Annotated in this window: 23 protein-coding genes; 2 read left to right on the top strand and 21 right to left on the bottom strand. The window is 39.1% G+C overall.

Features of this window, described 5'->3' with window-relative positions; all coding sequences use genetic code 11:
• Nucleotides 1–5: 5 nt before the first annotated feature.
• From BLS20_RS00355 to thrH, 20 genes are all read right to left on the bottom strand, one after another.
• A complete protein-coding gene (locus BLS20_RS00355; RefSeq protein ID WP_090170804.1) occupies nt 6–1691 on the bottom strand; it encodes a substrate-binding domain-containing protein in 1686 nt (561 codons plus the stop codon).
• 11 nt (nt 1692–1702) lie between these two features.
• Nucleotides 1703–2998 carry a hypothetical protein gene (locus BLS20_RS00350; protein ID WP_090170802.1) on the bottom strand — a complete coding sequence of 432 codons (1296 nt, stop codon included), beginning with the start codon at nt 2996–2998 and terminating at the stop codon, nt 1703–1705.
• On the bottom strand, nt 2995–4272 hold the full coding sequence (locus BLS20_RS00345) for a DUF58 domain-containing protein (protein WP_090170799.1): 1278 nt from the start codon (nt 4270–4272) through the stop codon (nt 2995–2997). Before BLS20_RS00345 ends, BLS20_RS00350 begins: the two co-directional genes overlap by 4 nt.
• Nucleotides 4273–5286 carry an AAA family ATPase gene (locus tag BLS20_RS00340; RefSeq protein WP_090170796.1) on the bottom strand — a complete coding sequence of 338 codons (1014 nt, stop codon included), beginning with the start codon at nt 5284–5286 and terminating at the stop codon, nt 4273–4275. It lies immediately after the preceding gene.
• Nucleotides 5279–6088 (bottom strand): ABC transporter ATP-binding protein, encoded by an 810-nt coding sequence (locus BLS20_RS00335; RefSeq protein WP_090170794.1) that lies wholly within the window; start codon nt 6086–6088, stop codon nt 5279–5281. Before BLS20_RS00335 ends, BLS20_RS00340 begins: the two co-directional genes overlap by 8 nt.
• Nucleotides 6085–7230: an iron chelate uptake ABC transporter family permease subunit gene (locus BLS20_RS00330; RefSeq protein ID WP_176762215.1), complete on the bottom strand. Its 1146-nt coding sequence runs from the start codon at nt 7228–7230 to the stop codon at nt 6085–6087. Before BLS20_RS00330 ends, BLS20_RS00335 begins: the two co-directional genes overlap by 4 nt.
• Nucleotides 7221–8420, bottom strand: coding sequence for a FecCD family ABC transporter permease (locus BLS20_RS00325; protein WP_176762214.1), 1200 nt, complete (start codon nt 8418–8420; stop codon nt 7221–7223). The genes BLS20_RS00330 and BLS20_RS00325 overlap by 10 nt, the downstream gene beginning before the upstream one ends.
• 85 nt (nt 8421–8505) lie before the next feature.
• On the bottom strand, nt 8506–10530 hold the full coding sequence (locus BLS20_RS00320; protein ID WP_090170784.1) for a hypothetical protein: 2025 nt from the start codon (nt 10528–10530) through the stop codon (nt 8506–8508).
• 246 nt (nt 10531–10776) lie between these two features.
• Entirely contained in the window at nt 10777–11901 is a 1125-nt protein-coding gene (locus BLS20_RS00315) for a DUF6382 domain-containing protein (protein WP_090170780.1), read from the bottom strand.
• Between the two features lie 10 nt (nt 11902–11911).
• A complete protein-coding gene (locus BLS20_RS00310; RefSeq protein ID WP_090170777.1) occupies nt 11912–12121 on the bottom strand; it encodes a hypothetical protein in 210 nt (69 codons plus the stop codon).
• The gene (locus BLS20_RS00305) at nt 12112–12546 is read right to left on the bottom strand and encodes an A24 family peptidase (RefSeq protein WP_143010201.1); all 435 of its coding nucleotides are present in this window, start codon (nt 12544–12546) and stop codon (nt 12112–12114) included. The genes BLS20_RS00310 and BLS20_RS00305 overlap by 10 nt, the downstream gene beginning before the upstream one ends.
• Nucleotides 12528–13223, bottom strand: coding sequence for a hypothetical protein (locus tag BLS20_RS00300; protein WP_176762213.1), 696 nt, complete (start codon nt 13221–13223; stop codon nt 12528–12530). The genes BLS20_RS00305 and BLS20_RS00300 overlap by 19 nt, the downstream gene beginning before the upstream one ends.
• A 198-nt stretch (nt 13224–13421) precedes the next feature.
• The gene (locus BLS20_RS00295) at nt 13422–14939 is read right to left on the bottom strand and encodes a DUF5702 domain-containing protein (RefSeq protein WP_143010200.1); all 1518 of its coding nucleotides are present in this window, start codon (nt 14937–14939) and stop codon (nt 13422–13424) included.
• The gene (locus BLS20_RS00290; protein WP_090170764.1) at nt 14939–15109 is read right to left on the bottom strand and encodes a Flp1 family type IVb pilin; all 171 of its coding nucleotides are present in this window, start codon (nt 15107–15109) and stop codon (nt 14939–14941) included. Before BLS20_RS00290 ends, BLS20_RS00295 begins: the two co-directional genes overlap by 1 nt.
• A gap of 12 nt (nt 15110–15121) precedes the next feature.
• The gene (locus tag BLS20_RS00285; RefSeq protein ID WP_090170762.1) at nt 15122–16384 is read right to left on the bottom strand and encodes a type II secretion system F family protein; all 1263 of its coding nucleotides are present in this window, start codon (nt 16382–16384) and stop codon (nt 15122–15124) included.
• Nucleotides 16385–16399: 15 nt separating this feature from the next.
• Nucleotides 16400–17113: a type II secretion system F family protein gene (locus BLS20_RS00280; protein WP_090170759.1), complete on the bottom strand. Its 714-nt coding sequence runs from the start codon at nt 17111–17113 to the stop codon at nt 16400–16402.
• The gene (locus tag BLS20_RS00275) at nt 17114–18343 is read right to left on the bottom strand and encodes a TadA family conjugal transfer-associated ATPase (RefSeq protein WP_242870497.1); all 1230 of its coding nucleotides are present in this window, start codon (nt 18341–18343) and stop codon (nt 17114–17116) included.
• Nucleotides 18337–19290, bottom strand: coding sequence for a hypothetical protein (locus tag BLS20_RS00270; protein ID WP_090170756.1), 954 nt, complete (start codon nt 19288–19290; stop codon nt 18337–18339). The genes BLS20_RS00275 and BLS20_RS00270 overlap by 7 nt, the downstream gene beginning before the upstream one ends.
• A complete protein-coding gene (locus BLS20_RS00265) occupies nt 19287–19721 on the bottom strand; it encodes a prepilin peptidase (RefSeq protein WP_242870504.1) in 435 nt (144 codons plus the stop codon). The genes BLS20_RS00270 and BLS20_RS00265 overlap by 4 nt, the downstream gene beginning before the upstream one ends.
• 369 nt (nt 19722–20090) lie before the next feature.
• Nucleotides 20091–20693, bottom strand: a complete 603-nt coding sequence (thrH, locus tag BLS20_RS00260) for a bifunctional phosphoserine phosphatase/homoserine phosphotransferase ThrH (RefSeq protein WP_090170749.1) — start codon at nt 20691–20693, stop codon at nt 20091–20093.
• A 126-nt stretch (nt 20694–20819) separates the two neighbouring features.
• On the opposite strand from thrH, the gene BLS20_RS00255 reads away from it, so the two are divergent.
• Nucleotides 20820–21776, top strand: coding sequence for an alpha/beta fold hydrolase (locus BLS20_RS00255; protein ID WP_242870496.1), 957 nt, complete (start codon nt 20820–20822; stop codon nt 21774–21776).
• Nucleotides 21777–21887: 111 nt separating this feature from the next.
• Here BLS20_RS00255 and BLS20_RS00250 read toward each other — a convergent pair whose 3' ends face one another.
• Nucleotides 21888–23114, bottom strand: a complete 1227-nt coding sequence (locus BLS20_RS00250; RefSeq protein ID WP_090170742.1) for an MFS transporter — start codon at nt 23112–23114, stop codon at nt 21888–21890.
• Nucleotides 23115–23376: 262 nt separating this feature from the next.
• Between BLS20_RS00250 and BLS20_RS00245 the strand changes: the two genes are divergently transcribed.
• Nucleotides 23377–24825, top strand: a complete 1449-nt coding sequence (locus BLS20_RS00245) for a L,D-transpeptidase family protein (protein WP_090170739.1) — start codon at nt 23377–23379, stop codon at nt 24823–24825.
• The last annotated feature ends 3 nt before the right edge of the window (nt 24826–24828 follow it).

Below are 24828 nucleotides of genomic sequence, written 5' to 3'. Positions count from 1 at the left end.
ACCTCTTATATCATCGATGAAATCTGGCTATCTGATAAGGAGATTCCATAAAATGTGTTGTAGAAACTCTTAATGGCTGACTTTAATTTCGATTTGGAAATTCCATTATCGTAAATATAAGAAATCCAGTAGCCTTCTAGCGGAGATTCGATACTTCCTCCTGCCCAATCGCCGACTCCGCTTGGATTCACACAGATTTCGTAATCATCCTTAATTTCTCCATATAACATGATATCGAGCTCGTCATTATAATATCCGCCATCCACGTTAATAATCGGACTTCCTCCACTTGCAGTTCCCTTTGCTTCCCAAAACCAGCTGTCTTCTATTGCAGATTTCGTCTCACTACTGCCGACGATCAGGTATTTAAACTGACTGCTTCCTAAACTGACATATGAGCCGGATTTATTAACGGATACAAAATTATCATACTGCGACCCATGGTCACTATCCTTTTTATATATATAATCCCCGTCACCGCCGCTAAATGTTGGATTAAACTGATTAAACATCGGTGTTGCATAAAAGCCATCATGATCTCCCGCACTTGCTTGCTGTGATTGATTTTCTACATTCGCCCATTCTAGCACTTCATTCATAAGTAAGACCGCATCACCTGCCGGCACAAGTGCCACACCGCTCCCTTGTCCCGAGCTGCTTACACCTGCGCTCGACGGAAGTGCACTATAATCTCCCTTTAATTGATATGTCACATCATCATCCCATTCACTGACGTACAATGTATAATAAGAAGAATCTCCACCGCCTACGTCAGATTGCACCTGGTCAATCCATTTTTCATATTTTGCGGCAACCTTCTTAGAGTCTCCTCCTGTTGCCTTGTCAAATGCTTCCGCTACCGCATCCACAGCCTCAATCAGATTACTTGTAGAAGTCAGCTGTGGCAAAGCTATACAATTAATTCCGGCATCTGTTAACTTATCAACCTGGGAACTGGTAAGACCTTCTCCGGTAATATAAAAGACCGTATCAAGCTCCTCAATATCGATTAATTTAGAGACCGTAACTCCATGGTCTGCGCCGGTTCCGGTCCAAAGTGCTTTTACTGAGGAATAATCTGAAAACTGTTTGGCATATGTATTAGAAGTAAAGCTTTGAGAAGATGCTACCAAATGTCCGCTACCTGCTACCATCTCCACAATCTGTGCTGCCGCTCCCGGCGCCGCTACAATATCAGCATCTTCCGTAATTTCCCTCTCTTCTCCATCATTTTCCGAGATACCGGATGCAGATGCATCTGAATCGTTTTTGATATTACTTCCTTCACCATCTTCCGAATTGTTTCCATCTGCATTTCCTTCTGCGGAATTATCCGTAAGTCCTTCTTCACTTCCCTCTGAAGAACCACTACCTTGTGCACTTAAATCATCGTTTCCATTTTTATTGTATTGTGTATCCGCACCTGTACCGGTACCATCTGCTGAGGCTACGCCTTCTGTTGCAGCGCTATCATCTGCATTTTGCGCATTTTCATCCACTTTGTCATTTCCCTGCGTTTCATCATCGCTGTCTTCATCTCTATCCTCAGCCTGCTGATCGGGATCTAATTCCTGCGCGGATGATGTGTAGATTTTTTGCTCCAATACAGGACTTTTTCGGCATCCGCTCAGCATCGCCATAATGAGCGCTGCTATGATTAGCATACCTATATATCGTTTTCCATATTTCATAAGTACCCTCCTTATGCAGTTGCCAGAAACCAGATTTTTCGCAAATATTTCCACAATCCGATTTCTTTTTTGAGATTTTTGAAAAATCCTTCATAATATTTTTCAAACTTTGATACTTCTTCCTTGCAAACGACCTTCTCACCGTATACCATTTTGATATAAATATCTGTAAGCTGTTCAAAAGAAGCCTCTTTCCCATCAAATGCCTGCATCTCATGAGAGAGACTTTCTGAATACTCATATAAGGTATGATGATTTGGTTTTTGATATCCCGCTCTTTTAAGCGCTTTTAAGAAAAACCTATAATACGCATTAACCTGTCCCTCATAGCTAAGCGCTGTAACTTGCTTTTTCCACTTTTTTCTTCTGATAAACCACTGTCCAACCAGCAAAAACACTATAATTGCAAGAACAATAATTCCTAGCGGTATTGTATATTTTGTAAAATCATAGTGCATAAGATTTACGCCAATACTTCCATTCGCATTTTGCTGTGACTGCTCTTTGTCTTCTTCCTCTGTCTGCTCTTGCTGTTGTTGTTCCTCAAGCTGCGATGCCAGTTCTAACTGTTTTTGTGACTGGGATAGTAGATTAGGATCTAAATATTCTTTTAGAGAAGATACTCCTATCTTGGAAAGAAGATCCATGCGTTCTAGTTTGGTAATTAACGTCAGCTGTCTTGTCGGAGGGTTAAGTGGTTTTACCACACCCAGATACAATCCCGTCGTTAACAGACAGACTGCTGCAATCCCAATCAGGATTTGTATAGCATATCGATGTAAACGCACCTTTCCACTATGCACCTGTAATACCGTCATCATATAATTTCGATATCCCAGCATTGCAACCGTTCCTGCTATAAACACGATAAGCTGCCATGTTTCTACCGGAAATTGCAGAAAGTGACTTCCTGCACAAACCAGATTACCAACAACCAATAAGACTATCGTTGCTACTCTTGTTCTCGTTGCCAAATAGCATACAAATGATGTTGCAATGGTGCAGATAACAGCAATTCCTGTTGCATTTGCCGCTTCCTCATCAAAGATATGGCTTGCATGTCCATACACAATCAAAATCATAAGCACTACTACAACCAGAATAATTCCCAGGATTCGGGTTCTTTTCTCATAGGAAAACAGCAGATAAATCAGATGCAAACCGGCCATACATGCAATTACGAGCGGTACATTTTGTGCCAATCCATAATCAAGTTCAAAACCCGAATAAATATGGAATACTAAACCCGTACTAATTACGATCAAAAAGAGCCAATCCCAGATTCTGGTTTTGATATAAAATTTCATGCCGGCTCCTCCTCATTTAAATTGTTTTTTGCTCTTTCATACTCACTGGTCCGTATGAAATGATATGGAATCTTTACTTCCTCAAGTGCAGACAATCTTGCCCGCTTATGAGCAAGCTCTCGGCTGTTTATCACTGCAGGTACGATTTCATACAACTCCACACTTCTTCTCTGTCTTTTGATTTGAACCATTTGCATAATCAATTCATCTGTTACTCTCGAAGTACAGATTATAACATTCGTAGATCTATTTGCCTGCGAGTTTTCTTCTATCATCATCTCTAACGCATCCGGAAAATCCGGTGACGGATCCGGTGTAATCACTGCAAAATTTCGTATTAAATCAAGCATCTGTGCACGTACATCCCTTAGTCCTCTTCGCTGTATTTGTTTCTCTCGATTTGTAAAGATTAGTGCCGTAGACGTATGTTGCTTTGCGATTTCATCTATGATGGACAGCGACGTCTCAATCAAACAATCGTTTATATCCATAAGCTGCTCGCGATTATAACTGGCAATTGTTGCAAAATCCAAAATTACGGTATAGCTTTTTTGCCTGCTTTGTTCATACAGTTTCGTCATATATCCCAATGTATGTGCTGACAATTTCCAGTGAATCTGCTTCATGGAATCTCCTCGTTCATATTCCCGAACTCCGATATAGTCATTTCCATTTATCGTAGTTGCTCGTTCATTTTGATCACTTTCCATCGTCATCTCTTCGGTATCATAGAGCTCTTCGAGTGGGTATATTCTTGGCTTTACAAAGACATCAAACTCACTGTTAAGACTCGTTTTTTTTCTGAAAAACCCCAGAAAATCGTATAATTTGAGTTCTTCCATTCCCACATGGTACACGCCGATATGATTCATATCCACATCAAATCCCATATTGGTATTCGCCTTTGGTGGTAAGGTAAAAAAAGCCTTTGATGAAAAATCATTATTCCAAAACAAGTCTGTAACAAACAACTCCGCAACCATTTTCGGGCAAAAGATTCTAGATCCATTTTCCATTGTCAGATTCACACTAATCAGTCCACCCCTAACACATTCCGCGTTTTCTGAGCCACTGTGAATCTTTAGTTTTTGATTAACTCTGCACAAGCTTAGCCAGGAAAGCAATAAAATTAATCCAAAAAATATGACCGGAAAGTACCCATACCAGGTGTTGATATACACAGCCGGTACGGCAAGCACAACGATGATTCCAACCATCAACAACACATAACCTGTTTTTTTCAAAATCGCAGATGGTTTTCCTATCTTTTTCATCTAGACCTCCAGATCCTCCTTCGTTACTGGTACAACAACACTACTTACAATCTTACGAATTATATCTACCGGATTTTTCTTTTCCGTTTTTGCTGCATGCGTAAGCGTTATTCTATGTGCCAATACATAAGGTGCAAGATATTTTACATCGTCCGGAATGACATAATTTCTTCCGTTATACATCGCATATGCTCTTGCTAGTGCGTACAGCGCAATACTTCCTCGCGGCGAACTTCCCAGCTTGATATCTGCATTTGTTCTTGTCGCCGCAATGATATGGACAATATAGGTGGATACCAAACGACTGACTTTTATATGATTCGTATCTTGAATCAATTGTCTTACTTCCTGTGCGGAGATGACCGACGCAATCTTGCTTTTCGCCTTTTTCCCATGCATGATAATGGATACTTCATCCATTAGTTCCGGATATCCAAGAGAAATCTTTATCATAAATCGATCTATCTGCGCCTCCGGTAATTGATACGTTCCAAGTGATTCAATCGGGTTTTGCGTTGCTAATACGATAAATGGATCCTCCATCTTGTACGTATTTGCATCTACCGTTACCTGTCGCTCCTCCATAATTTCCAGCATTGCGGACTGTGTCTTTGCGGATGCTCGGTTGATCTCATCGGCCAACACGATATTACTCATTGCCGCACCCGGCCGAAACTCAAACTCACCCGTTTTTTGGTTATAAATGGAAAAACCGGTTACATCCGACGGCATTACATCGGGTGTAAACTGAATCCTGCTATAATTACAGGCAATTGTTTTTGCCAATGCGGACACAAGACTTGTCTTTCCTGTTCCCGGAACATCCTCAATCAAAACGTGCCCGCCGGCAAGCATTGCAAGAACAGTCAGTTCTACCTTTTCCCGCTTACCTGTTATCACGGTTTCCACATTTTCTATAATTGCACGAATTTTCTCCTGTGCCTTTTTTGCATTTTCCTCACTTAGTACTTCATAGCTAAGTTTCTCTTTTTCAAATTCTGTTACGTTACTCATCATATCCTCCATTTTGCGATTTATGAAATCGCGGTGTACATATTTTTACAGGACAACCATCCTGATCAATTACTTCTAGTATCTGAATATCTGTTTGATACGCTTTATATAAATTTTTCTCTGTAATTACGCGACTTGCTTCTCCAAAAATTATCGGGTCATTGCGAAATAACATCGCTGTTTTCGCGTTACACATAAATGCCTGATCTGGCATATGTGTCGTAAAAATCACGCATAGCCCCTTTTTTGCCAACGTTCTAATGCAATTCATTACGATTACCATATTTCCGTAATCAAGATTTGCCGTCGGCTCATCCATAATCAGTATTTTAGGCTCTTGAACCAACGCCTTTGCAATCATAAGAAGCTGCCGTTCTCCTCCGGAAATCTCCGTATAAATATGATCTCTAAGATGACGGATTCCTACATCCTCTAATGCCTGTTCCACAATTTCATAATCTTTTTTTGTTGGTCTTGCGAGGTGACTCATTTGACCTATTCTCCCCAGCATCGCAATATCTTTTACCTGATACGGAAATGAAGGAACATGTGCTTGTGCAACATAAGCCATATAACGAGACATCTTCTTAGGCGACCAATCTTTAATATCTTCACCATCAATACTTATTTGCCCGGACAATGGCTTAATAAGATTTAATATCGTTTTAAACATGGTCGATTTCCCGACTCCGTTTGGTCCTAGGATTGCCAATGTCTCCGCGGAATTAATTTCGAAATTTATATTTTTTATAACTGGCGTCTTATCATAGCCACAAGTTACATCTCTAAGTTCTAACTTCATTGAAAACCTCTTTTTCGTTGTGCCAAAATAATCATAAAGATTGGGGTCAGCGCGATATTCAGAATAAAGGAAACCGGTATTTCTTCATCTGCAATCAATATAAATGACGTAAGCAGTCTACAAATCATTAATAAACAGCCTCCTACCCAAAAGCTATAGATACAGACTTTTCGAAAATCAGCCCCCACAACAGCTCTTATTAAATATGGAACCACCATCGTAATCATTCCAATTTCTCCGCAATGTATTGTTGCTGCCGTTACCATAATGACGCCGCATATCTGACCAATCATCCGAATCGGACCCGGATTTATTCCTGCTGTCTTTGCATCCACATAATCAATTGCTGCCGCATTAAAGTAATATCGTAAGAGGAGCATCGGAATAATTGATATGCCCATCAATACCAAAAAAATGATCATACTTATGAAATCTGTCTGCTGATAAGTCCCTAATACGATTTGTTGATATATCAATAAGTCTTCATCCTCAAGGTTATACATAAAATATTGCGTAAATACGTTGATTCCCTGAGAGATAATGGCCCCTACCATCACCATTTCCATAACATTTGGATTGCCTTTTTGATCACCTGCCCATTTCCCCAAAAGAAGCACCACTACGACACAAACTGCTGTAAGAAAATAACAGATTTTATATCTTGTATAAATCATTTCCAATGCCATCGAAGAATACAAAACAACCATGATGACATTTCCTAAATGAATACCTGCAGTTGCACCAAGGATATTCGGTGATGCCATAGGATTCTTATATATCGTTTGAAAGATTGCTCCGGATATTGCCATCGCCGCTCCTGCAAGAAGCGCCATGAGCGTTTCCTTAAGCCGGGCAAACGCTCCTAGATAGTTCACCTTTCCAATGCTTTCAATCACGGCTTCTTTTTGTGCATAATAATCTGTATCAAAAATACGCCCAAACAAAAATCGTATTCCTGCTGCAAAGCTTTGCATATATTCACGTAAGGCTATTTTATCCTCATAACCATACGCATGATATCGAATGGTAAGACAAAACAGAAAAATGAATACCGTTACCGCAATCACCAACGCCAGCTTCTTTTGGTCCTTTTTTTTATCTGTCTGATAAACTTTTAAAACTTCCTGTTTTGTCAGCTGCATTTTGCTCTCCTTTTCTTCAACAAGACGATTACCATCACGACGCATCCAACGCTACTTGTGATTACATTCAGATAGGATGTCAGATTCACAATTCTTGCGATATCATATACTACTGTCATCAAAATCATCCCCATTAGGATGGATACGGGCAGTAATTTCTTGAGATTCGGACCGGCTATTTTTCTAGAAACCAACGGAACCATAAATCCTAAAAATCCGATTTTTCCGCAGAATGACACTACCATCGCCGTCAATATTGTTCCAAGAATAATCATAATATTGCGATACGCATATACATTGACTCCCATCGTTTTGGCTTCTTCTTCACCAAATGACAATAAATTAAGCTTTCCTCTAAGGATCATTAATACAACAAGTGCTACTATTATCGGAATTCCCATCATAGCTACAATCTGAGGATTATTTAAGGTAGTTACATTTCCCATCATCAGATCTTTGATGGCTTCTATTCTCTCATCCTCCGGATCCTTAATGAGAATGTAATATTGAACAATCATCGTTATGTTGCTGACAATTGTGGAAAATACCATGCCACTAACAATCATGGTCGAGGAGGATAACTTTCCTTTTCCAGCAATTATGGATACTCCAAGAACTAATAATACGCCGCCAATACACCCTGCCAGTATGCACAATTCTGACTGGTACTGTTGCCAAAGAGTCTGATTCACATAGGTGCCAACTTGTGTCTGCACATTTACCGCTTGTTGTGTTGTCGGCACAAATAACAGCATATATAACGTACATCCTAGTGTTCCTCCTGCCATCACACCCATGGTCGACGGCCCTGCAAGTACATTTTTGAAACTTCCCTGAAAAGATGCTCCACAGGCTGATAATGCTGCACCGACAAGTGCAGCGCCAATATATTGCCAGAATATTCCTCCGGTCGTACTACCGGCACTTCTTCCTATAAGGTATTCATATAAATCGCGAATATTTGTTGACGTATTATCTACTAAATATGCCAATGAATAATCCCACTTATCATATGGGACAATGACACACATTGACACGATTACCAATCCGATCCATATAATCAACAATACCCAAAGCCGGGACATTTTAGCATTTTTGTGCTTTTTTTCTTTTTTACGATACTCCATAAGTTCATCATTTTCCTGATGAATCCTTATTCTTCCTCTTGCGCTAGTATTTTCCGTTTTCATTATGTCTGTATCCAACAAAGGGGAAAGACAAGTCATCTTGCCTTCCCCACTTATCTTTTTCTTGTTATCTTCTAAATCCAAGCAATTATTTTACAGTAATCTTGAAACTTACCGTCTTTGTTGCTTTCTTGTAATTTGTGGTAGCTTTTGCAGTTACTTTTACCTTGATGGTATAGCTGCCTTTCTTCAGTCCCTTCTTAACTGTTACCTTACCTGTTTTAGCATTAACGGTAATCTTAGAAGAGCCCTTTGTCTTTTTATAAGAAACGCTTGTCTTAGCTCCACTTACTTTTGTGATTGCTTTTACAGTCTGTTTTTTCTTCTTAAGCTTAGAATAACTAATTGTCTTAGATGTCTTTTTAACTGTTAAAGTCTGTGAAGCCTTTGTAATTTTAAATGTTAAAGTCTTTGTTCCGGATAATTGTGTTCCATTTCCGGTTACCGTCACTTTAGCTGTTCCTGCATTTTTATTTGATGAATACTTCACTGTGTAATAAGAACTATCTACCTTTTGGCCATTGTATGTTACTGTAACTTCCGGCTTGCGTTCTTTTCCGTTATATGTATATGAAGTCTTGCTAAGTGTAACTTTGCAGTCACTTAAGGAAATCGTTTCTTCTACGCTACCTTCTTCATACTTTGCCTGTGCGTCCTTCCATCCATTAGAATATAAGGTCAAATCACTTAAATCTGTTGAATTATTTACCAAAGTCTTTTGGATATAATATTGCTCTCCTGCGTCAATCAGATCCTGAACATTCTCGTTATAAGAAGAATTTACTGTTGTTGTTACTCCTTCTGGAAGTGATACGCTTGCATAGTTTACGGTTACAGCCTTTTGAACTCCTGTTTCTGTCAGATGATACAGATTCTTATAGAAATATGCACCGACACTTACAGGATCTAATCCTTCGATTCCCTGATCGGCATAAATCATTGCAATCTGGAACACTTCTCCAAATGCATTTTCTGTCGAATTATTAGAAATACCATACAGTGTAGACACAGCATCCGGATAATAGATTAACTGATTCGATGAATCATAATTTACGTTATATGTTTTTAAATCATCGCTTGTCATATTCTTTGCAAGCAGCACTACATCTGCTGTTTGAAGTTCAGTAGCCGATACGGTTGTTTTATTAAGTTCATCAGCCAAATTATTTGTAACCGTACAGGTATGTTGATAGTAACGTCCCGAATTCGAAAGTGTATAACTTCCATCCTCATTTATTGCACTGATAATTGCTACTGTCTTACGTTCAATATTTCCCTGCTCAATCTGAGACAATACATAAGCCGGAATTCCATACATGTAATTTTCATATAATGCTGCTATATCCTGACCGGAACCATATCTTCCTACAGCACCTGTCGCATCTGTAATTTCATCCATTGCATCTGCTACGCGGTACATCGTTGCGACCATATCAGAAAGCTCTGTCACCTGATAAGATACAAGCTGTGGCGAATAATTCTCATCACCTTCCTGGTAATATTCATCCGTATTGCTTCTACCGTTGATTGTTTCCAGCTGGGCTGTATATCCATCCGTATCCGTTCCATTTGATGAAGAAACTCCTAATGCAAGCTGTGGTCTTGTATATAAAGATACGGATACTGTGCCGCCTTCGTACGACAGGGTCGTATCTGCTTGCATCGGAGATGCTGCTACACTTGAATTTATTAACGCATCATCCGTCGTTTCTGAACCATTTTCCGATGCATAAAAATTATAAAAATAATTATAATAATATGGATCATAACTTGTATTAAGCGTTGTTCCCCAGATACCAATTGCTGCTGAAGACTGTGCGTCTGACAATGACGCAGGTGCTCCTCCATTAATCATTCCAAATCCTGAAGTTGCCGTCAGTCCCATCATACCCAGCGTCGGTGATGCCGCTCTATGCGCTGTCGCTGTAATATATTCTGTTGTACTATCTCCCCAAGAAGCACTGTGATCTGTATTTCTTGTGATAGATACCGGACTTGTTGGTGCATCATATGTTGTATCTGCTGCAAATGATGTAACACCCACCCCGGCAATCATTGAAACAGACAGTCCAAATGCTGCAATCTTTTGTGATGCTTTCTTAACTGTTCTCATGTTCTTCCTCCTTGATAGTTAGAGTGTATAAAAAGTATAAGGACCACCCACTGATAGATGCCTATCACGCATGATCCTCATTCCCCTGGTTCACAAAGTATCATAATACCGAACAAAAGTCAACCAAACTAAATGGTTATATTCCGATTTTTATTATTTATCATATTTATTGCATCATTATACACAACATAACTATATTATATCCTCTTTGAACGATAGGATTTTTAACAATTTTACAATTTTCATCTAATAAAATGCATATTTTGCATCACCAAAGCGAATTTCATCTCCTCGCCGAAGCATAACTTTTTCCTTATATTGCACTTCTTTTTCATTTACATATGTTCCATTTGTCGAGTTCAAATCTTCCAAATAAAAGCTACTGTTTTCGCGTGTAATCAGTGCATGTAACCGACTGACACTTTCTGACTGCAATATAATATCCGCATCTTCTTGCTTACCAATATAATTTTTTTCTTTTTTCGCAAAAAAATTCTTTTCATCACCATACCCTTGGTACTGGAACTGTCCTATCTCTTTTTGCTGAGTATTTATATAAATTGTCGGATGCGAACTTTCCTTTGTTCCAAAGGGTATTCCTTGTTCTGCCACATAAGCATATTCGATTTGTGTAGAGTCTTCCTCCGAAAAGATATCTTCCGGTTTATTTTTTTGATCCTTTAATAACCATTTACTGATACCTTTTGAAATTGAGAATTTTCTCCGTTCTGATTGAGGTTTGATTTTGGATTCCTTTGCTTCACTTTTTTCATCTATAGGAAATATACCGTCTTCCGGTTGTGTTTTTATCGTCCTTTTTTGTATCGAATCACAAGAAGTATCCTGTTTAAATTCTTCTAAAAAACTGACAAAACTAAAATTTTCTTCCGTTGTTTTTTGATAAAGACGATAAGCTAACTCCACGCAGTTTCTGTCACTGTGATCTATCTTTCCCAATATAAATTCCATAAGATGCATAAGTCCAAGACCTGCCCCTTGTTCGCTTCCCGGAAGATATACAAATCTCAATTCCTCTCCCTTTATAAACACCGTCTCTTCTGAAAGCACTAAATCATCTTCATTTAATAGATAATCTTCTAACCGGTAGCACATCTGCTTTAATGAAAATATTAATTTTTCCAAAAGCTGTCTTGAAACTTCATTTCGATTCAAATAAACATCTAGTGACTGCATTCCGGAAATGTCATATAGAAATGACAATTTCTGATCTTGCACCATTTGGAATACCTCTAACAATCCCGGTATCCGATTTTGTTGCATCATACGCAGCTCAAACTCTTCCCAGTCAATACCATCTCGTTGTATTACCATATAACTTTTATTTAAATCTCTTTGATAACGAATCTCCATATGTCCCCCTCTACTTCACAATTTCCATCACTTTTTTTGCTATCTCACTTGTTCGAATCGTCTTTACAGGCTTTGTATCCACTATTTCACTAACCCTTTCTACATAAACCATCTCTTCCCTAAAAAAATCAACCGATATCTTCACGGCACATGCTAGAACAATCAAAATAAGTGGAAATATCAGTGCCGCTTCTATCGTATAGGATCCTTTTAAATACATATGGCCACCACGCTCCCTCCCAATAAAAATGGCAAGAATGGAATCTCTCTTTGCTTATGCTTTGTCAAATGCAATATCCAAAATCCAACTAATGACAATCCCCCTGCTGCCATAAGCAACCACAAAAAGCGTTCCCCGCTAAAATAACATGCCGCTGCCATAATCATTAGTGCATCCCCAAGTCCGATTTTTCCCCCGGTCCGCAAGGAAATGCCCACAAACACCATCCCAACAATAATACCGCTCACGATGGTGAATCCCGCCTCTTTGGCACACACAATCTGTAACAATACTCCTGCACATCCTGCAACAAGTGGTATTGCCACATGAATCGAATGCCAACGAAGATCTTGTATTGATGCAATTACAAGCAAAATGATCCAAACTATTATTTTCGTATTTTCGTTTAATAACATTTCCCACAACTGTGATACCCCCTCTCAACAGCCTCAGATATCGGCACATGATAAATCGTTCTTTTTAGTCCACTACATGATAGGGATTTATGATAGTTTTCCCCATAATCTGTGATATATACCATTCCCGTCTTTACTCCGCGCCCACACAAAGGACAAGCATAATAGATATTTCCATTCTTGCTACGTACACGATCAAGTTCCAATACAGACACAGTGCGTATTGACAATTTTAGATAAGTACACTCTATATTCGCATGATATGCTTTGCCACTGGGTGTAATATAGACATATGTTTCATCATCCTCACCGATATTTTCTTTATTGTACCCAGTCCATTTTCGGCTTTTTGAGGACTGAATTATCGTAGCCGTTTTCTTATAAAAGAAAGGAAATGGAAATTTCATTCGGTAAGTAGCCACCAATTCTACATAATCTCCGGATGCTTTCGAATTTATCAAAGTAATTCCCGCTAGCCCTCCTGAGACATATTCTGTAGGCGCCTTTGCCTTTTTTATTGATTTTTTTGCTATCACACTTCCGCACAGAAGCAAGGTTTCATCATTTTCAATTGCCTTTGCATATACTGCGGTCTGCCTTGCTGCATGATCTAACGCACTTTCTACACAGGTTTGTACTTGTAATATTCGAAATCCATAAAGCACCATTACAAGAATCATTGCCATAATGGGGAGCACAACTGCTGCCTCAAGCGTATATGATGCCTTCAGGTGGGCATAATATGGTGTCTCTTCTTTGGGAATATGAGATTTGAAAAGAGACAATGTAACGTTAACTTTTGTGTATAGTAAGAAAATAAACCTAAAACCTTTCTTTATAAATATTTTTGGATTAAGAGACACCATATTATACCCACCTCCTTCTTAGTATGAATATTCCACTTTTTGCTCCACCAGATGACTTCCCGGTTCTTTACCGGTTGTCCACAGTAATGACAAGAAAAGTCCTTTTGCTTCATAACAATATGTCATCTTCGATGACAATATCATGCGATCCATTGCAAAGGAACCATTCCCTGTCGTCTTTGCAACATTCAATTCCACAAGATCCATTGTTCGATACGTCTGCACTTTATCTTTCTGCAAATACAATAATGCCCACAAATAGTTCTGATAAGAAATTCCATTCTTATTCTCTTTTGCCTGAAAAGATACATCCGTAATCTTTCCTAAATCATCCAAATTCAATGTCCACTCATCTACCGTCTTCATCAAAGATATCTTTTTCCCGGCTAAGAGCGCTCGAACATCTAATATACTTTCTCCGTATGCCCATGCCAGCAAAATTCCCTGCTGAAGCAATGTTGCCATCCCTTGTAATCCAGTCGGTGCAAGAATTGCACTTGCCAGCGCATACGCAAGTTCGCATTTTTTACGATCTTTAAGAATCGTCGCATAATTACATCCTTCTCGAAGCAAAAACAATTTCGTAAGAGTTGCATTCAAATTCTTCCGATCGGAATCCTTGCCATTCAAAATATACTCAAGTTCATAACAAAGGGGTCTTTCTTCCTCACATCCCATATAGCTTTGAAAATAGTGATTTAAATAGGCAATATACAAAATATCCTTAGCTGCATTTGTCTGTTTATGACTTTTTGCAACCTTCAACGTAGATTTCTTCTTTCCGGTTGCAAGGGTCCTATGAGATACCAGATTCTTATTCTCAATTGTCTGATTGGATATCTTAGAAACGTCTTCTATGATCATGCTATACCCCACATCAGACCCCCATTTTTTTAATTGTTTTAAAGGATTTCCATATTTTTTTACAAGTTCCTTTTGCTCTTTTGTCGGTTCTGTCTTTGCTGCCTCCTCCTCCCCCATCCTCGCCTTTTTTTCAGCGTCTATCGGTACTGGTTTTTGCGATGCATCCTCGATCTGCTCAAGAAGCTCTAATGCATCCTCTTTTTTTTGCTCCAACTGCGTATCATTTTGTGTCTCCGTTAAGCTGTCCGTCACTTTTTCGATGGCATCCTTTGTCAGAGTCATCTTCGCACAGTTTGCCGCCTCTGTTCGAAAAACTTCCCCTTCATAATCGGTCGCCAATAAATATGCATCCAGAACTACCGAGCTATATCTACTCCCCAAAAAATCATAATCTTCATTCTCCTCGCTTTCGTAAATGATGCTATCCATGACCGGAACCGATTTTGACTTTTGGCCATCACCTTCCAAAAAAAACAATCCATATTGTTTGTTTAGTTCCAAATGGTAAGCCGCATAGACGGACTCGGTCTCCTGCAAGGCTTTTTTGTATGTGGCTCCACCCACAGCCCGCACCCTTGCGGCTTCTAATACGGAAAACAACAGTGTTACAATCAATACCAACATCAACACTACATAAATGGATACGCTTGCTTTTGCTCGATATTTCATCATCACAGCTTACTGATATTTGAATTAATCGTGACAAAGACATCATTGATTACTTTCTTTATCTTGTCTCGAAAAATAGCCACCATAGCAATTACAACAACCAATATCAAAATTACTTCTACAACTCCAATTCCTTCTTCGTCAATTAAAAATGCTTTTATCTGATCTAACATAATTTTTCCTCCTCAAATTTGTGTCATTGGAAACATTAAAATTACCATTACAATGGCCAACAGTATCATCATCGGTAGCAGTAATTTTGTGCTAACTTCCTCTCCCCTTTTCCGAGCTAATGCCTTTTGCTCTTCTAGCGCAAGAATTGCTTCACCATCTAGTAACTCCCTTAGCTTCCTAGATCCTTTTTTCATATTCTGTAAAAGTAATCCCACCAGCTTACGATACTGCTGCACATTACATCTTGTTGCAAACCTTTCATATGCCTGCATTTCCGTGATGCCTCCTGCCATCTCCATACATGTTATTTTAAGCTCCCTATGCAATTCACTTTCTTGTTCCTTGTATTCATCTTGTTTTTTTACAATCCTGGTAATAGCTCCCCTGACATTCATCCCGGCTCCAAGAAGCAAAGTCAGCGTATTCAAAAAATCCGGATACTCCATCAAAAGATGCTTTCTTCTATTTCTTTGCGCTTCCTTTTGTTTTGATATGCGCGCCACTTCTATTGCCCCAATAATTAAAATCATCAGCAATAAAAATGCCTGCGGTTTGACTGTCGCTGAATCCGACCATTTTATTTCATATTCCCCGATTTTAAGCGGAAGATGAACTTGCCGACTTAATGATGTTTCCTCCATCTCGTTTTGAATAGCATTCGTAATTTTCTTTTTTATCAGTTTCTTAATGTCTGATTGATCTTCCTTTACCACAAGCGGATATTCCAGCACCTGCTCTAGGTCCTGACAAGTCATCGTCACATATAAAGTTACAAGCTTGCCTTCTTTCGTTGTATTTTCATATAATATATGTCCATCCGACTCTAAGAGTGTAGAATCTGAACATTCATACGAAGCCTCCACCGCTCCACCACACAAACTTTGTGGAAGATTCAAATCGCCTGTAATTTCTTCAAAGCTCTTATTCTTCCCCTTCATTTTCAGCTCAAGTTCTTCCTGTGCTTTTTTTATTGCTTTCTCAGCCTCTTGCTTTGTATACTGCCTTGCCGGCAAAGTAATCTCATAAGGTTCTTTCTTAAGCACCCCGGGCACCTCTAACTCCAGCTCATAAATCTGCTCCTTCTCACCAACATCTCCCCTTATCAAGGTTCCCTTCTGCACAGTAGAATCATCCGCTGATAATGTCACAAGACCAAGACACGAAATCGCAATCATAATCTTTGGCAAATAACCAAAACGTTTCATCCTCTGCTTTTTCTTCCATATCGGCCACATTACGCACCCCAGAACAAGAATGATTAATAACAGTAGCATTCTAGCTTCCTCCCCCTATATTCTTTTAATCAATCTTTCTGCAAGATAAACAGCACCGGCATATCCAGCGAGACACGCTGTCATCACGCATCGACCCTGAAGCGTTTCATACATTGCATCAAGATATCCCGGCGAAGACATTGAGATATAAACGATGATCCCAATCGGAACCAACATCATAATGCGATACTCCAATTGTTTCTCCGCCGTAATCGTATCAATCTCCCTTTGTACCTCATAACGATCCGAGATTCTTCTTACACAAGCGCCAATCATTCCTGCAAAATCACCACCGCTTTTCATTGCAAATTCCATCACCTGGCAAAATACCTTTACCTCATCTAGACCGCTACGTTCTCCAAATTCCCTCAAAATTATTCCAAAATTTCTTCCAAGAGAAAGTTGCTTTAACATGTTGTCCATTTCTCGAATCATCTGCGTCTCTTCTCCATAGATCACGAACAAATCGTTTCTGGCACTTTTCCATGCATTTTCCAGGGAATAGCCCGCATACAATGCTCCACTGACCGATTGCATCGCTTCTTGAAACTCTTTTCGCATTTTATCGAGCCGTTTCTTTTCATACTGCAACATACGAAACTTGTACCACATCGGTATGATTACAATCCCAACTGCCATTCCCCAGATGCTTCGGTAACAGATAAGAGCAACAAGAACGCTTATTCCAATTCCTTCTAAAAACGATAAGATTCGTGTTTTTTTTCCCATCTACAATACCTCCGGTACAACTCCCGCCAACTTGCACTTTGTCTTATTTTGCAGACTGTTTTTCTTCACCCATTTTCCTATAATTTTCCCCTCTTGCTCATTTTCTTCCACAAATTGATATAGTGGTGAATAGATAATCTGGCCTCGATCTCCTTCAATCAATTCACAGATTTCTAATACTTTCCTGCTCTTATCTCGAAGTCTCCCCAAATGAACCATGATATCGATACCACTACTAATCTGTGCTCGAACCGCTTGTAACGGAAGCTCCATTGCCATCAGAACCATAGTTTCAAGTCGATGCACCATATCCTTTGGCGAATCCGCATGACCGGTGCTTAAACTTCCGTCGTGTCCAGACTGCATCGCCTGCAACATATCCAAAGCTTCACGTCCCCGTACCTCCCCTACAATAATTCTGTCCGGTCTCATTCTTAATGCCGTTTTAATAAGATCAGTCATTGTAATTTCCTGAACTCCCTCAAAATTAGCACGTCTAATTTCAAGACGAACCAGATTCTCAATTCCCTGAATCTGTAACTCTGCCGAATCTTCTATCGTTACAATGCGCTCGTCCTTTGGAATAAACATAGAAAGAGCATTTAAAAATGTTGTCTTTCCACTCCCTGTTCCACCCGAAATAAAAATGTTGTACCTTGCCCTCACAAGATTTGCCAAAAACATGGCAGCTTCTCCTCCAATTGAATTCATCTCGATTAATTTTTTCATTGTGAGAGCTTCTTTCGGAAATCGTCGTATACTAATGACCGCTCCATCTACCGCAATCGGAGGAAGTACAATATTGACACGGGATGCATCCGCAAGTCTAGTATCCACAATCGGCACACTTTCATTCACCATCTTGTTATTCCTTCCAACAATCTGCTGTATTACATCTTCTAACTTCTCAGTAGAAGAAAATGTATGATCCCATTTGTAAAGCTGACCACCTTTTTCATAAAAAATATGATTCGGTCCGTTAACCATAATCTCTGTAATCTGTGAATCTTCTAAAAGATCTTGCAAGATATCCATCTTCCTTAGCGAATTAAAGACTGCCGATGCAACCCTCTTTCTTTTATGTAAATCCATAATTCGCACCTTATCGGACTGATTCATAACCTCATAAATGGTTTGCTTGATTTCATCATCATCAAGAGTATCCTCTAGTTGAAAAGTTCCTATCACCTCCTGGCGAATCTCATTTATCAACTCCATCTCCCCTAACATATTCTTTCCTCCATCTCACTTACGCATAACTGGTCTGGATCATAAACCTGCGTCACCGGTAATTCCACATGCACATAATCATCTTCGCGATCTGCTCCATAATGCAATCTGATATTTTCCTGAAACTGCTTTTGAGCATGTCTTGCATATGGCCCGTTAGATTCGAGCAAAATTTTCTTAGAAAAACTATCAAATAATTCGTAATAATCCTCCGCCAAACAGTCAAAACACAGTACCACTTCTTCGTAATCGGTTCTTTGCTGTACCAATCGCAACAAGTTTACAATCTGCTCTCTTCCAAGCCTGGATGCTGCTCCGCTGACAAACGGTGGAAGAATAACATCCACATCAAACACCTTGTGGATAAATCCTCGCAGATCAAAATTTTCCCCCTTCATATCCATCAAATACAAAACATCCAGCAAATCCTTTTGCACTTCATATTGCGAACAAAATATGTAAAATCCATTTTGCAAAACCGGAATAAACAGCGATTTTTTTTGCAGACGCTTCGTATAGGAAATTGCATAATACACAACATCCGGATGTGCCGAAGGTGAATATATGCCGGTAATGGATAACGAACTTTGCAACGCCTTATTGTCCTGCGCAAAAAAATCATTCCATAATTCACTGCCGAATATTCCTCTGAGAATATTCTGATAATCCTGATACTTATTAATTACCGGATACCCCATCAACCACTTTGGAACATAATCCCCACTAAGCAAAATAGTTCTGTGCTCAATTCCTTCTAACAGCACCGGTATCCAAAAAGGTTCTGCCATCAGATATAAGGAACTCGTGGCATCTTCCTTCGTAAAATCATCCGGATTCGTGATCCCAATGTAACTTAGATGTCGCTCCTTTTGCTGTTGTAAACGCATTAACAGCCGGTCTACATAAACCTTCTGCGTATCACAGATAACAATCTGTTTTATACTCAAATACCTACCTCCTGACAAACAACATATCCAAATAGGATAAATACAGAAAAATGAATCAGATTTTCTCGACCTCCACGATCGTATACCGGAATTGCTCTTTCTACTACCGCCTCTTTAAGATATTCAAAAAAATACGCAATTCTGGCCCATCCATTTTTGTTTTTTATAAGTTTCCAACAACAAAAGACAGCTGCGAGAATAAATGACACCATCATACAATGTATGACCTGTGAAAATCCTGTAAATGCCCCTACTACGGCCAATAGCTTTAAGTCGCCGCCTCCAAGTGCACGCATAATAAATAATGGAAATAATATGATAACCGGAATCATTGCGCTTCCGGCACAATATAAGATACCTAGACCGCCATATAAACTGATCTGGTATACGAATCCACAGCAAAGACCGCCAATGATTATGGCATGATCGATTCGCTCTGCCTTAAGATCCGTTATGACTGCTCCTGATAAAAAAAGCAGAAGAATTATCTGAACTGCTGCCAGAAAGCTTCACCTCCTCCCCTATTGTGAATGCTTACCCTGCAGCTACGTTCTTTTGTTGTAGTCTGAATTATAATAACTAAATTATCATTTGTCTATTCAACATTACTCACAAAAATTTTGACTCTCTTCACTTGCTGAATCCTGTCTATGCTTGTAAATACTGGATTTTTGATGTCAAAAAACATCAAAAAATACGGACAAAAAAGAGGAAAAAGAAAGAGATGAAAACAAAAAAGCTGATTCAGCAATGTCATTATGTTCCAATAACATTGGCTGTTTCAGCTCCTTTTCCATCTCTTATGCAAGTGCACCCTTGATAGCATTTAATAAATCGTCAAATTCATCAAATGCCGGAATATCCGGATAATCCTTCTTAATCTGTTCCGTACTCTTAAATAAGAAACCGGCCTTACTTGCCTGAATCATGGCAAGGTCATTATGACTATCACCACTTGCAATTGTTTCAAATCCCATATCGTGAAGTGCATTAACCGTTGTTAACTTAGACTTTGGACAACGCATTTTATAATCGGTAATCTCTCCGTTATCTGCAACAACCAGTTCATTACAAAATAATGTCGGATAGTTGAGCTTTTTCATCAGCGGCATCGCAAACTGCGTAAATGTATCAGAGATAATCACAACTTGTGTGATTTTTCTAAGCTCATCTAAAAACTCCTTAGCTCCCGGAATCGGATCAATTGTTGCGATTACTTTCTGAATCTCTTTTAATCCAAGTCCATGCTCTTTTAAAATATCTAAACGGTACTTCATAAGCTTATCATAATCCGGCTCATCTCTCGTTGTTTTCTTAAGTTCTTCAATACCGGTCGCATTGGCAAATGCAATCCAAATCTCCGGTACAAGTACCCCTTCCATATCCAAACATACAATATCCATTCTTATATCCTCCGCACGTTTATACTTTACCTTTATAATATAGTGAAGTATCCCCTGCTTTGTCAACGACCTCTTTCTTGTTCCGTAATATTTTTTCTGTTAAAATTTATATCATAACAACGAGAGGTGAAAGGATATAAACAGTTGAAAGAGGAATTTACATTTTTATCAAAAGACGGCATTACTAAAATTCATGGAGTTTACTGGATTCCGAATGGTGAGATAAAAGCAGTTCTTCAGATTGTCCATGGTATGGACGAATACATTGAGCGATATGAAGAATTTGCTTTGTTCTTAAATGAACACGGCTATTTGGTCGCCGGTCATGACCATCTTGGTCACGGACAATCTATCCGCTCAGAAGAAGACCTTGGTTTTTTTGCCCGGGAAAATGGCAATGAATGCTTGCTAAGCGACATTCATACCCTTCGCAAAAAAACTGCAGCAGCCTATCCTAAGACTCCTTATTTTGTTATGGGACACTCCATGGGTTCTTTCTTGATTCGCCAATATATTCAAGATTACTCTCAAGGTCTTGCCGGTTGCATCATTATGGGAACCGGTATGCCGACAGATGGGTCCTTAAAGTTTGGAAAGATGTTATGTAAAATCATTGCCGGCATTCATAATTGGCATTATCGAAGCCGTTTCCTTAACAATCTCATTATGGGGTCGTATAATAAAAAATTCGGTCAAACCAGAATGTCAGCTGACTGGCTTACGAAAAACAACGCGGTTGTGGACAAATATTTGCAAGATCCTCTATGTACCTTTGTTTTTACACTTAACGGCTATTACAATATGTTTCTTAGCATTGAGGCTGCAAAAAATCAGGCAAATATTGCTAAAACGCCATCGACATTTCCTCTCTTTTTAGTTTCCGGAGGTGATGATCCTGTCGGACAATTCGGAAGCGGGGTAAATGAATTATACGAGCTTTTCAAAAAAATCGGTATGAGTGATTGCACGATGCGCCTTTATCTAGGCGATCGTCATGAAATTCTAAATGAAACCGATAAAGATACCGTCTTTTGCGATTTACTTCGCTGGTTAGAAGGTAAAAGATCCGAACCTTTGGTGTAGACACTTCCTGATCTTTTCAAGATGCCATAACGCTATATATAAAAATCCCCCATAGGATCTTAAAGACAACAGTCTGTAAAATCCTATGGGGTTTTATTTTTCTTATCTTTTTTACTGTTTCGGTCTTCTTACTCCGAAGAATACTACAAATCCTACTACCGTTAAAATAATCATCATAATCATTGTCGAAAAATATGACTGACTTGAATCATATAATCTACCGGCAATTGTTGATGCAAATGATGCAATAATAAGGTTTGTATTAATCAGTGAGAAGTTTGTTGGATAATTATTTCGTCCAAAGAAATCACTAATGATGGCTGAATTCGTCGGCGTTACTCCACCATATGCGATTCCACCAACAATAAATCCAATTGTTAATACCGTAAAGGAACCTGTCGCAAGTGATGCAATAATAATCAATGCTGCAATGATAAAAACAATCATATCCAAAATCATTGTAAACTTATGTCCCTTTTTATCAAAAATCGCACCAAAAATCACTCGTCCGATTCCGTTGAAAATAGATATTAAACCAACAACCGTAGCGATTGTTCCTGCGGAAACATTCGGGCCAACTTCTGTTGCAATACCACTTCCTTGCGATACAAGTGCAAGACCTGCTCCGGAAACAACAATTGCCCATATATAATAACACCAAAATGATGGATGTCGAAGCATCTCGCCCGGTGTTTTTTCACTTGCAGGCTCTCTTACTTCCTTTTTCTTAGAGCTGTCCGTAATTGTTTTTGGTTTATAATCAGCATCCGGCTTTACTAAGAAAATACTACATATCACAAGTACAATTACAACTATAATTCCCATAACACGGAAAGTTGCCTGCCAACCATCCGTACCATCCGATGGCGTATAAGCAGTATAAACCTTTCCGACAATGAAACTACTAAGTCCAAATCCCATTAATAAGATTCCGGAAATCAAACCCTGTTTATCCGGAAACCATGCTGATACCGTTCCCATTACCGGCGTGTAAGCAAATCCAGCTCCAAGACCGCAGATAATTCCAAATCCCAGATATAATAAAACCGGCGAATCCCCTGCCATTGCTGCAACCATGAAGCCAATTACAAATAAGATTCCGGCTATGATAATGAAGATTCTCGTTGGAATCTTCTTTGATAAGATTCCGGCTATCAATCCCCCTAAACAGAAAAATACCATTACCAATGTAAATGTAAGTGACAGCTGCGCTGCTGTCCAATCTGTATGCGCAGCTCCAATCGGCTTTGACATTACCGACCATGCATAAACAAGTCCTGCCATTAATAAAGCAATCACTCCGAATACTGCATACACCCAGCGATTCAAGCTTTTCATATTCAATTCCTCCTAAGCCAAATATAAAAATAATTTTACATTATAAATATTCCACATAAAAGTAGAATTCAACCTTTGTATTATAGTTGATTATTTTTGAAACTTCAAGCATTTCTCCCTGTCCTTTCTTTCATATGATATGACTGTTTTATCCCGTTGAATACATCAAATACACAACCTTTAACTTTGTAACGTCAAGCCCTACTTAGTTGAAATAACCGCCTTTTCTCGTTATAATGCTTACAGAAAGACAGGTGATTCTATGAAATACATAAAAGCTCATAAAGGCAGTGCTGTGTTAATCCTGATTGTAATTATTCTAGCTGCAGTGTACATTGGCATCAGCATTTACTTTTCATCACATTTCTTTTCAAATACAACAGTAAACGGTGAAGATGCGTCTTTCATGACGGCAAAAGAAGTGGATCAAATCCTTCGCAACGCTGCTGACAGTTACGTTCTAACCATTACCGATCGCGATGGTAATTCCTATGAACTAATCGGCGCTGACTTTGGATATTCTTATACTCTTTCAAATTCTTCTAAAACGCTTTTGAAAGAGCAAAGCGGCTTTGCCTGGCCGATGCAGATTTCACAACAACACGAACTAACGCTTGATGTGTCTGCTTCATATGAAGAAACGGATGCCAAAAATGCAATCTCTAAACTTGCTTTGTTTGATACCGATTCCTATATCGCACCACAAGATGCCGCCCTTACACAGACAGAAGATGGCTGGGTCATCACAGAAGAAGTTATGGGTACTACTCTTTTAGACAGTGCCCGCCAAAAAGTTCTTGATTGTTTAAATGATGGTACGACAACACTAGAACTTACAGATGAAGATTATGAAAACCCAACCGTCTATTCCAATGACGAAAGCCTTAACACTACGTTATCACAAATTTCTAAATACACTGACACTACGATCACTTATACCTTAAAAAGCAGTGACGAGAATCTGGTTATTGACAGTTCGATTATTCAATCACTCCTTTCCATTGCAGACGACGGAAGCGTCAGTATCAGTGAAGAGGCTGTAACCGATTATGTTCAGTCGCTTGCCAGCACTTATAATACTTATGGCGATGAGCGCGAATTCAAAACAACTCTAGGTGATACTATTACCATTGGAGGCGGTGACTACGGCTGGGTTGTTGACAAAGAGGCTATGGTAAAACAATTACTTGAAGATCTAAATACAGGCGGTTCCATAACCGGAGAAATGCAGTATTCACAGGAAGCAACCTATGAAGGATCGCAGGAAATTCAAGATACTTATGTGGAAATCGACTACTCCAACCAACATTTATACTATTATAAAGAGGGTAAACTTATTGTTGAAACAGACATTGTATCCGGCAATATCAGCAAAGGAAATGGTTCTCCGGATGGTATCTTTAAAATCGTTTACAAACAGTCGCCGGCTACGCTTGTCGGAGAAGATTATTCCTCTGATGTAACCTATTTCATGCCATTTGCTTACAATGTTGGAATCCATGATGCAAGTTGGCGAAGTTCCTTTGGAGGTTCTATCTATAAAACATCCGGCTCTCATGGATGTATCAATGTTCCGGCCTCAGCTGCAAAAAAAATCTATAAAAATATTGAAACCGGAACTCCGGTAATTGCTTTCTACCGCGATACCGTTAAGCTGACATCGGAAAATGCCAAGGTTTCAAATGCATATTCTTATGTTTCTGAGGATTAAATT

The sequence above is a fragment of the Eubacterium oxidoreducens genome (assembly GCF_900104415.1).
Taxonomy (GTDB): Bacteria; Bacillota; Clostridia; order Lachnospirales; family Lachnospiraceae; genus Eubacterium_C; species Eubacterium_C oxidoreducens.
Note: the sequence above shows the minus strand (reverse complement) of the source record. Positions and strands in the feature narration are given on the sequence as shown.

Excerpts from the sequence above, each read along its gene's own strand:
- BLS20_RS00310 (WP_090170777.1), bottom strand. The coding sequence starts at position 12,121 with ATGTATTTAAAAGGATCCTATACGATAGAAGCGGCACTGATATTTCCA.
- BLS20_RS00245 (WP_090170739.1), top strand. The coding sequence starts at position 23,377 with ATGAAATACATAAAAGCTCATAAAGGCAGTGCTGTGTTAATCCTGATT.
- BLS20_RS00355 (WP_090170804.1), bottom strand. The coding sequence starts at position 1,691 with ATGAAATATGGAAAACGATATATAGGTATGCTAATCATAGCAGCGCTC.
- BLS20_RS00345 (WP_090170799.1), bottom strand. The coding sequence starts at position 4,272 with ATGAAAAAGATAGGAAAACCATCTGCGATTTTGAAAAAAACAGGTTAT.
- BLS20_RS00325 (WP_176762214.1), bottom strand. The coding sequence starts at position 8,420 with ATGAAAACGGAAAATACTAGCGCAAGAGGAAGAATAAGGATTCATCAG.
- BLS20_RS00250 (WP_090170742.1), bottom strand. The coding sequence starts at position 23,114 with ATGAAAAGCTTGAATCGCTGGGTGTATGCAGTATTCGGAGTGATTGCT.
- BLS20_RS00330 (WP_176762215.1), bottom strand. The coding sequence starts at position 7,230 with ATGCAGCTGACAAAACAGGAAGTTTTAAAAGTTTATCAGACAGATAAA.
- BLS20_RS00320 (WP_090170784.1), bottom strand. The coding sequence starts at position 10,530 with ATGAGAACAGTTAAGAAAGCATCACAAAAGATTGCAGCATTTGGACTG.
- BLS20_RS00350 (WP_090170802.1), bottom strand. The coding sequence starts at position 2,998 with ATGAAATTTTATATCAAAACCAGAATCTGGGATTGGCTCTTTTTGATC.
- BLS20_RS00295 (WP_143010200.1), bottom strand. The coding sequence starts at position 14,939 with ATGATGAAATATCGAGCAAAAGCAAGCGTATCCATTTATGTAGTGTTG.
- BLS20_RS00340 (WP_090170796.1), bottom strand. The coding sequence starts at position 5,286 with ATGAGTAACGTAACAGAATTTGAAAAAGAGAAACTTAGCTATGAAGTA.
- BLS20_RS00300 (WP_176762213.1), bottom strand. The coding sequence starts at position 13,223 with ATGGCAATGATTCTTGTAATGGTGCTTTATGGATTTCGAATATTACAA.
- BLS20_RS00285 (WP_090170762.1), bottom strand. The coding sequence starts at position 16,384 with ATGCTACTGTTATTAATCATTCTTGTTCTGGGGTGCGTAATGTGGCCG.
- thrH (WP_090170749.1), bottom strand. The coding sequence starts at position 20,693 with ATGGATATTGTATGTTTGGATATGGAAGGGGTACTTGTACCGGAGATT.
- BLS20_RS00280 (WP_090170759.1), bottom strand. The coding sequence starts at position 17,113 with ATGGGAAAAAAAACACGAATCTTATCGTTTTTAGAAGGAATTGGAATA.
- BLS20_RS00290 (WP_090170764.1), bottom strand. The coding sequence starts at position 15,109 with ATGTTAGATCAGATAAAAGCATTTTTAATTGACGAAGAAGGAATTGGA.
- BLS20_RS00275 (WP_242870497.1), bottom strand. The coding sequence starts at position 18,343 with ATGTTAGGGGAGATGGAGTTGATAAATGAGATTCGCCAGGAGGTGATA.
- BLS20_RS00315 (WP_090170780.1), bottom strand. The coding sequence starts at position 11,901 with ATGGAGATTCGTTATCAAAGAGATTTAAATAAAAGTTATATGGTAATA.
- BLS20_RS00335 (WP_090170794.1), bottom strand. The coding sequence starts at position 6,088 with ATGAAGTTAGAACTTAGAGATGTAACTTGTGGCTATGATAAGACGCCA.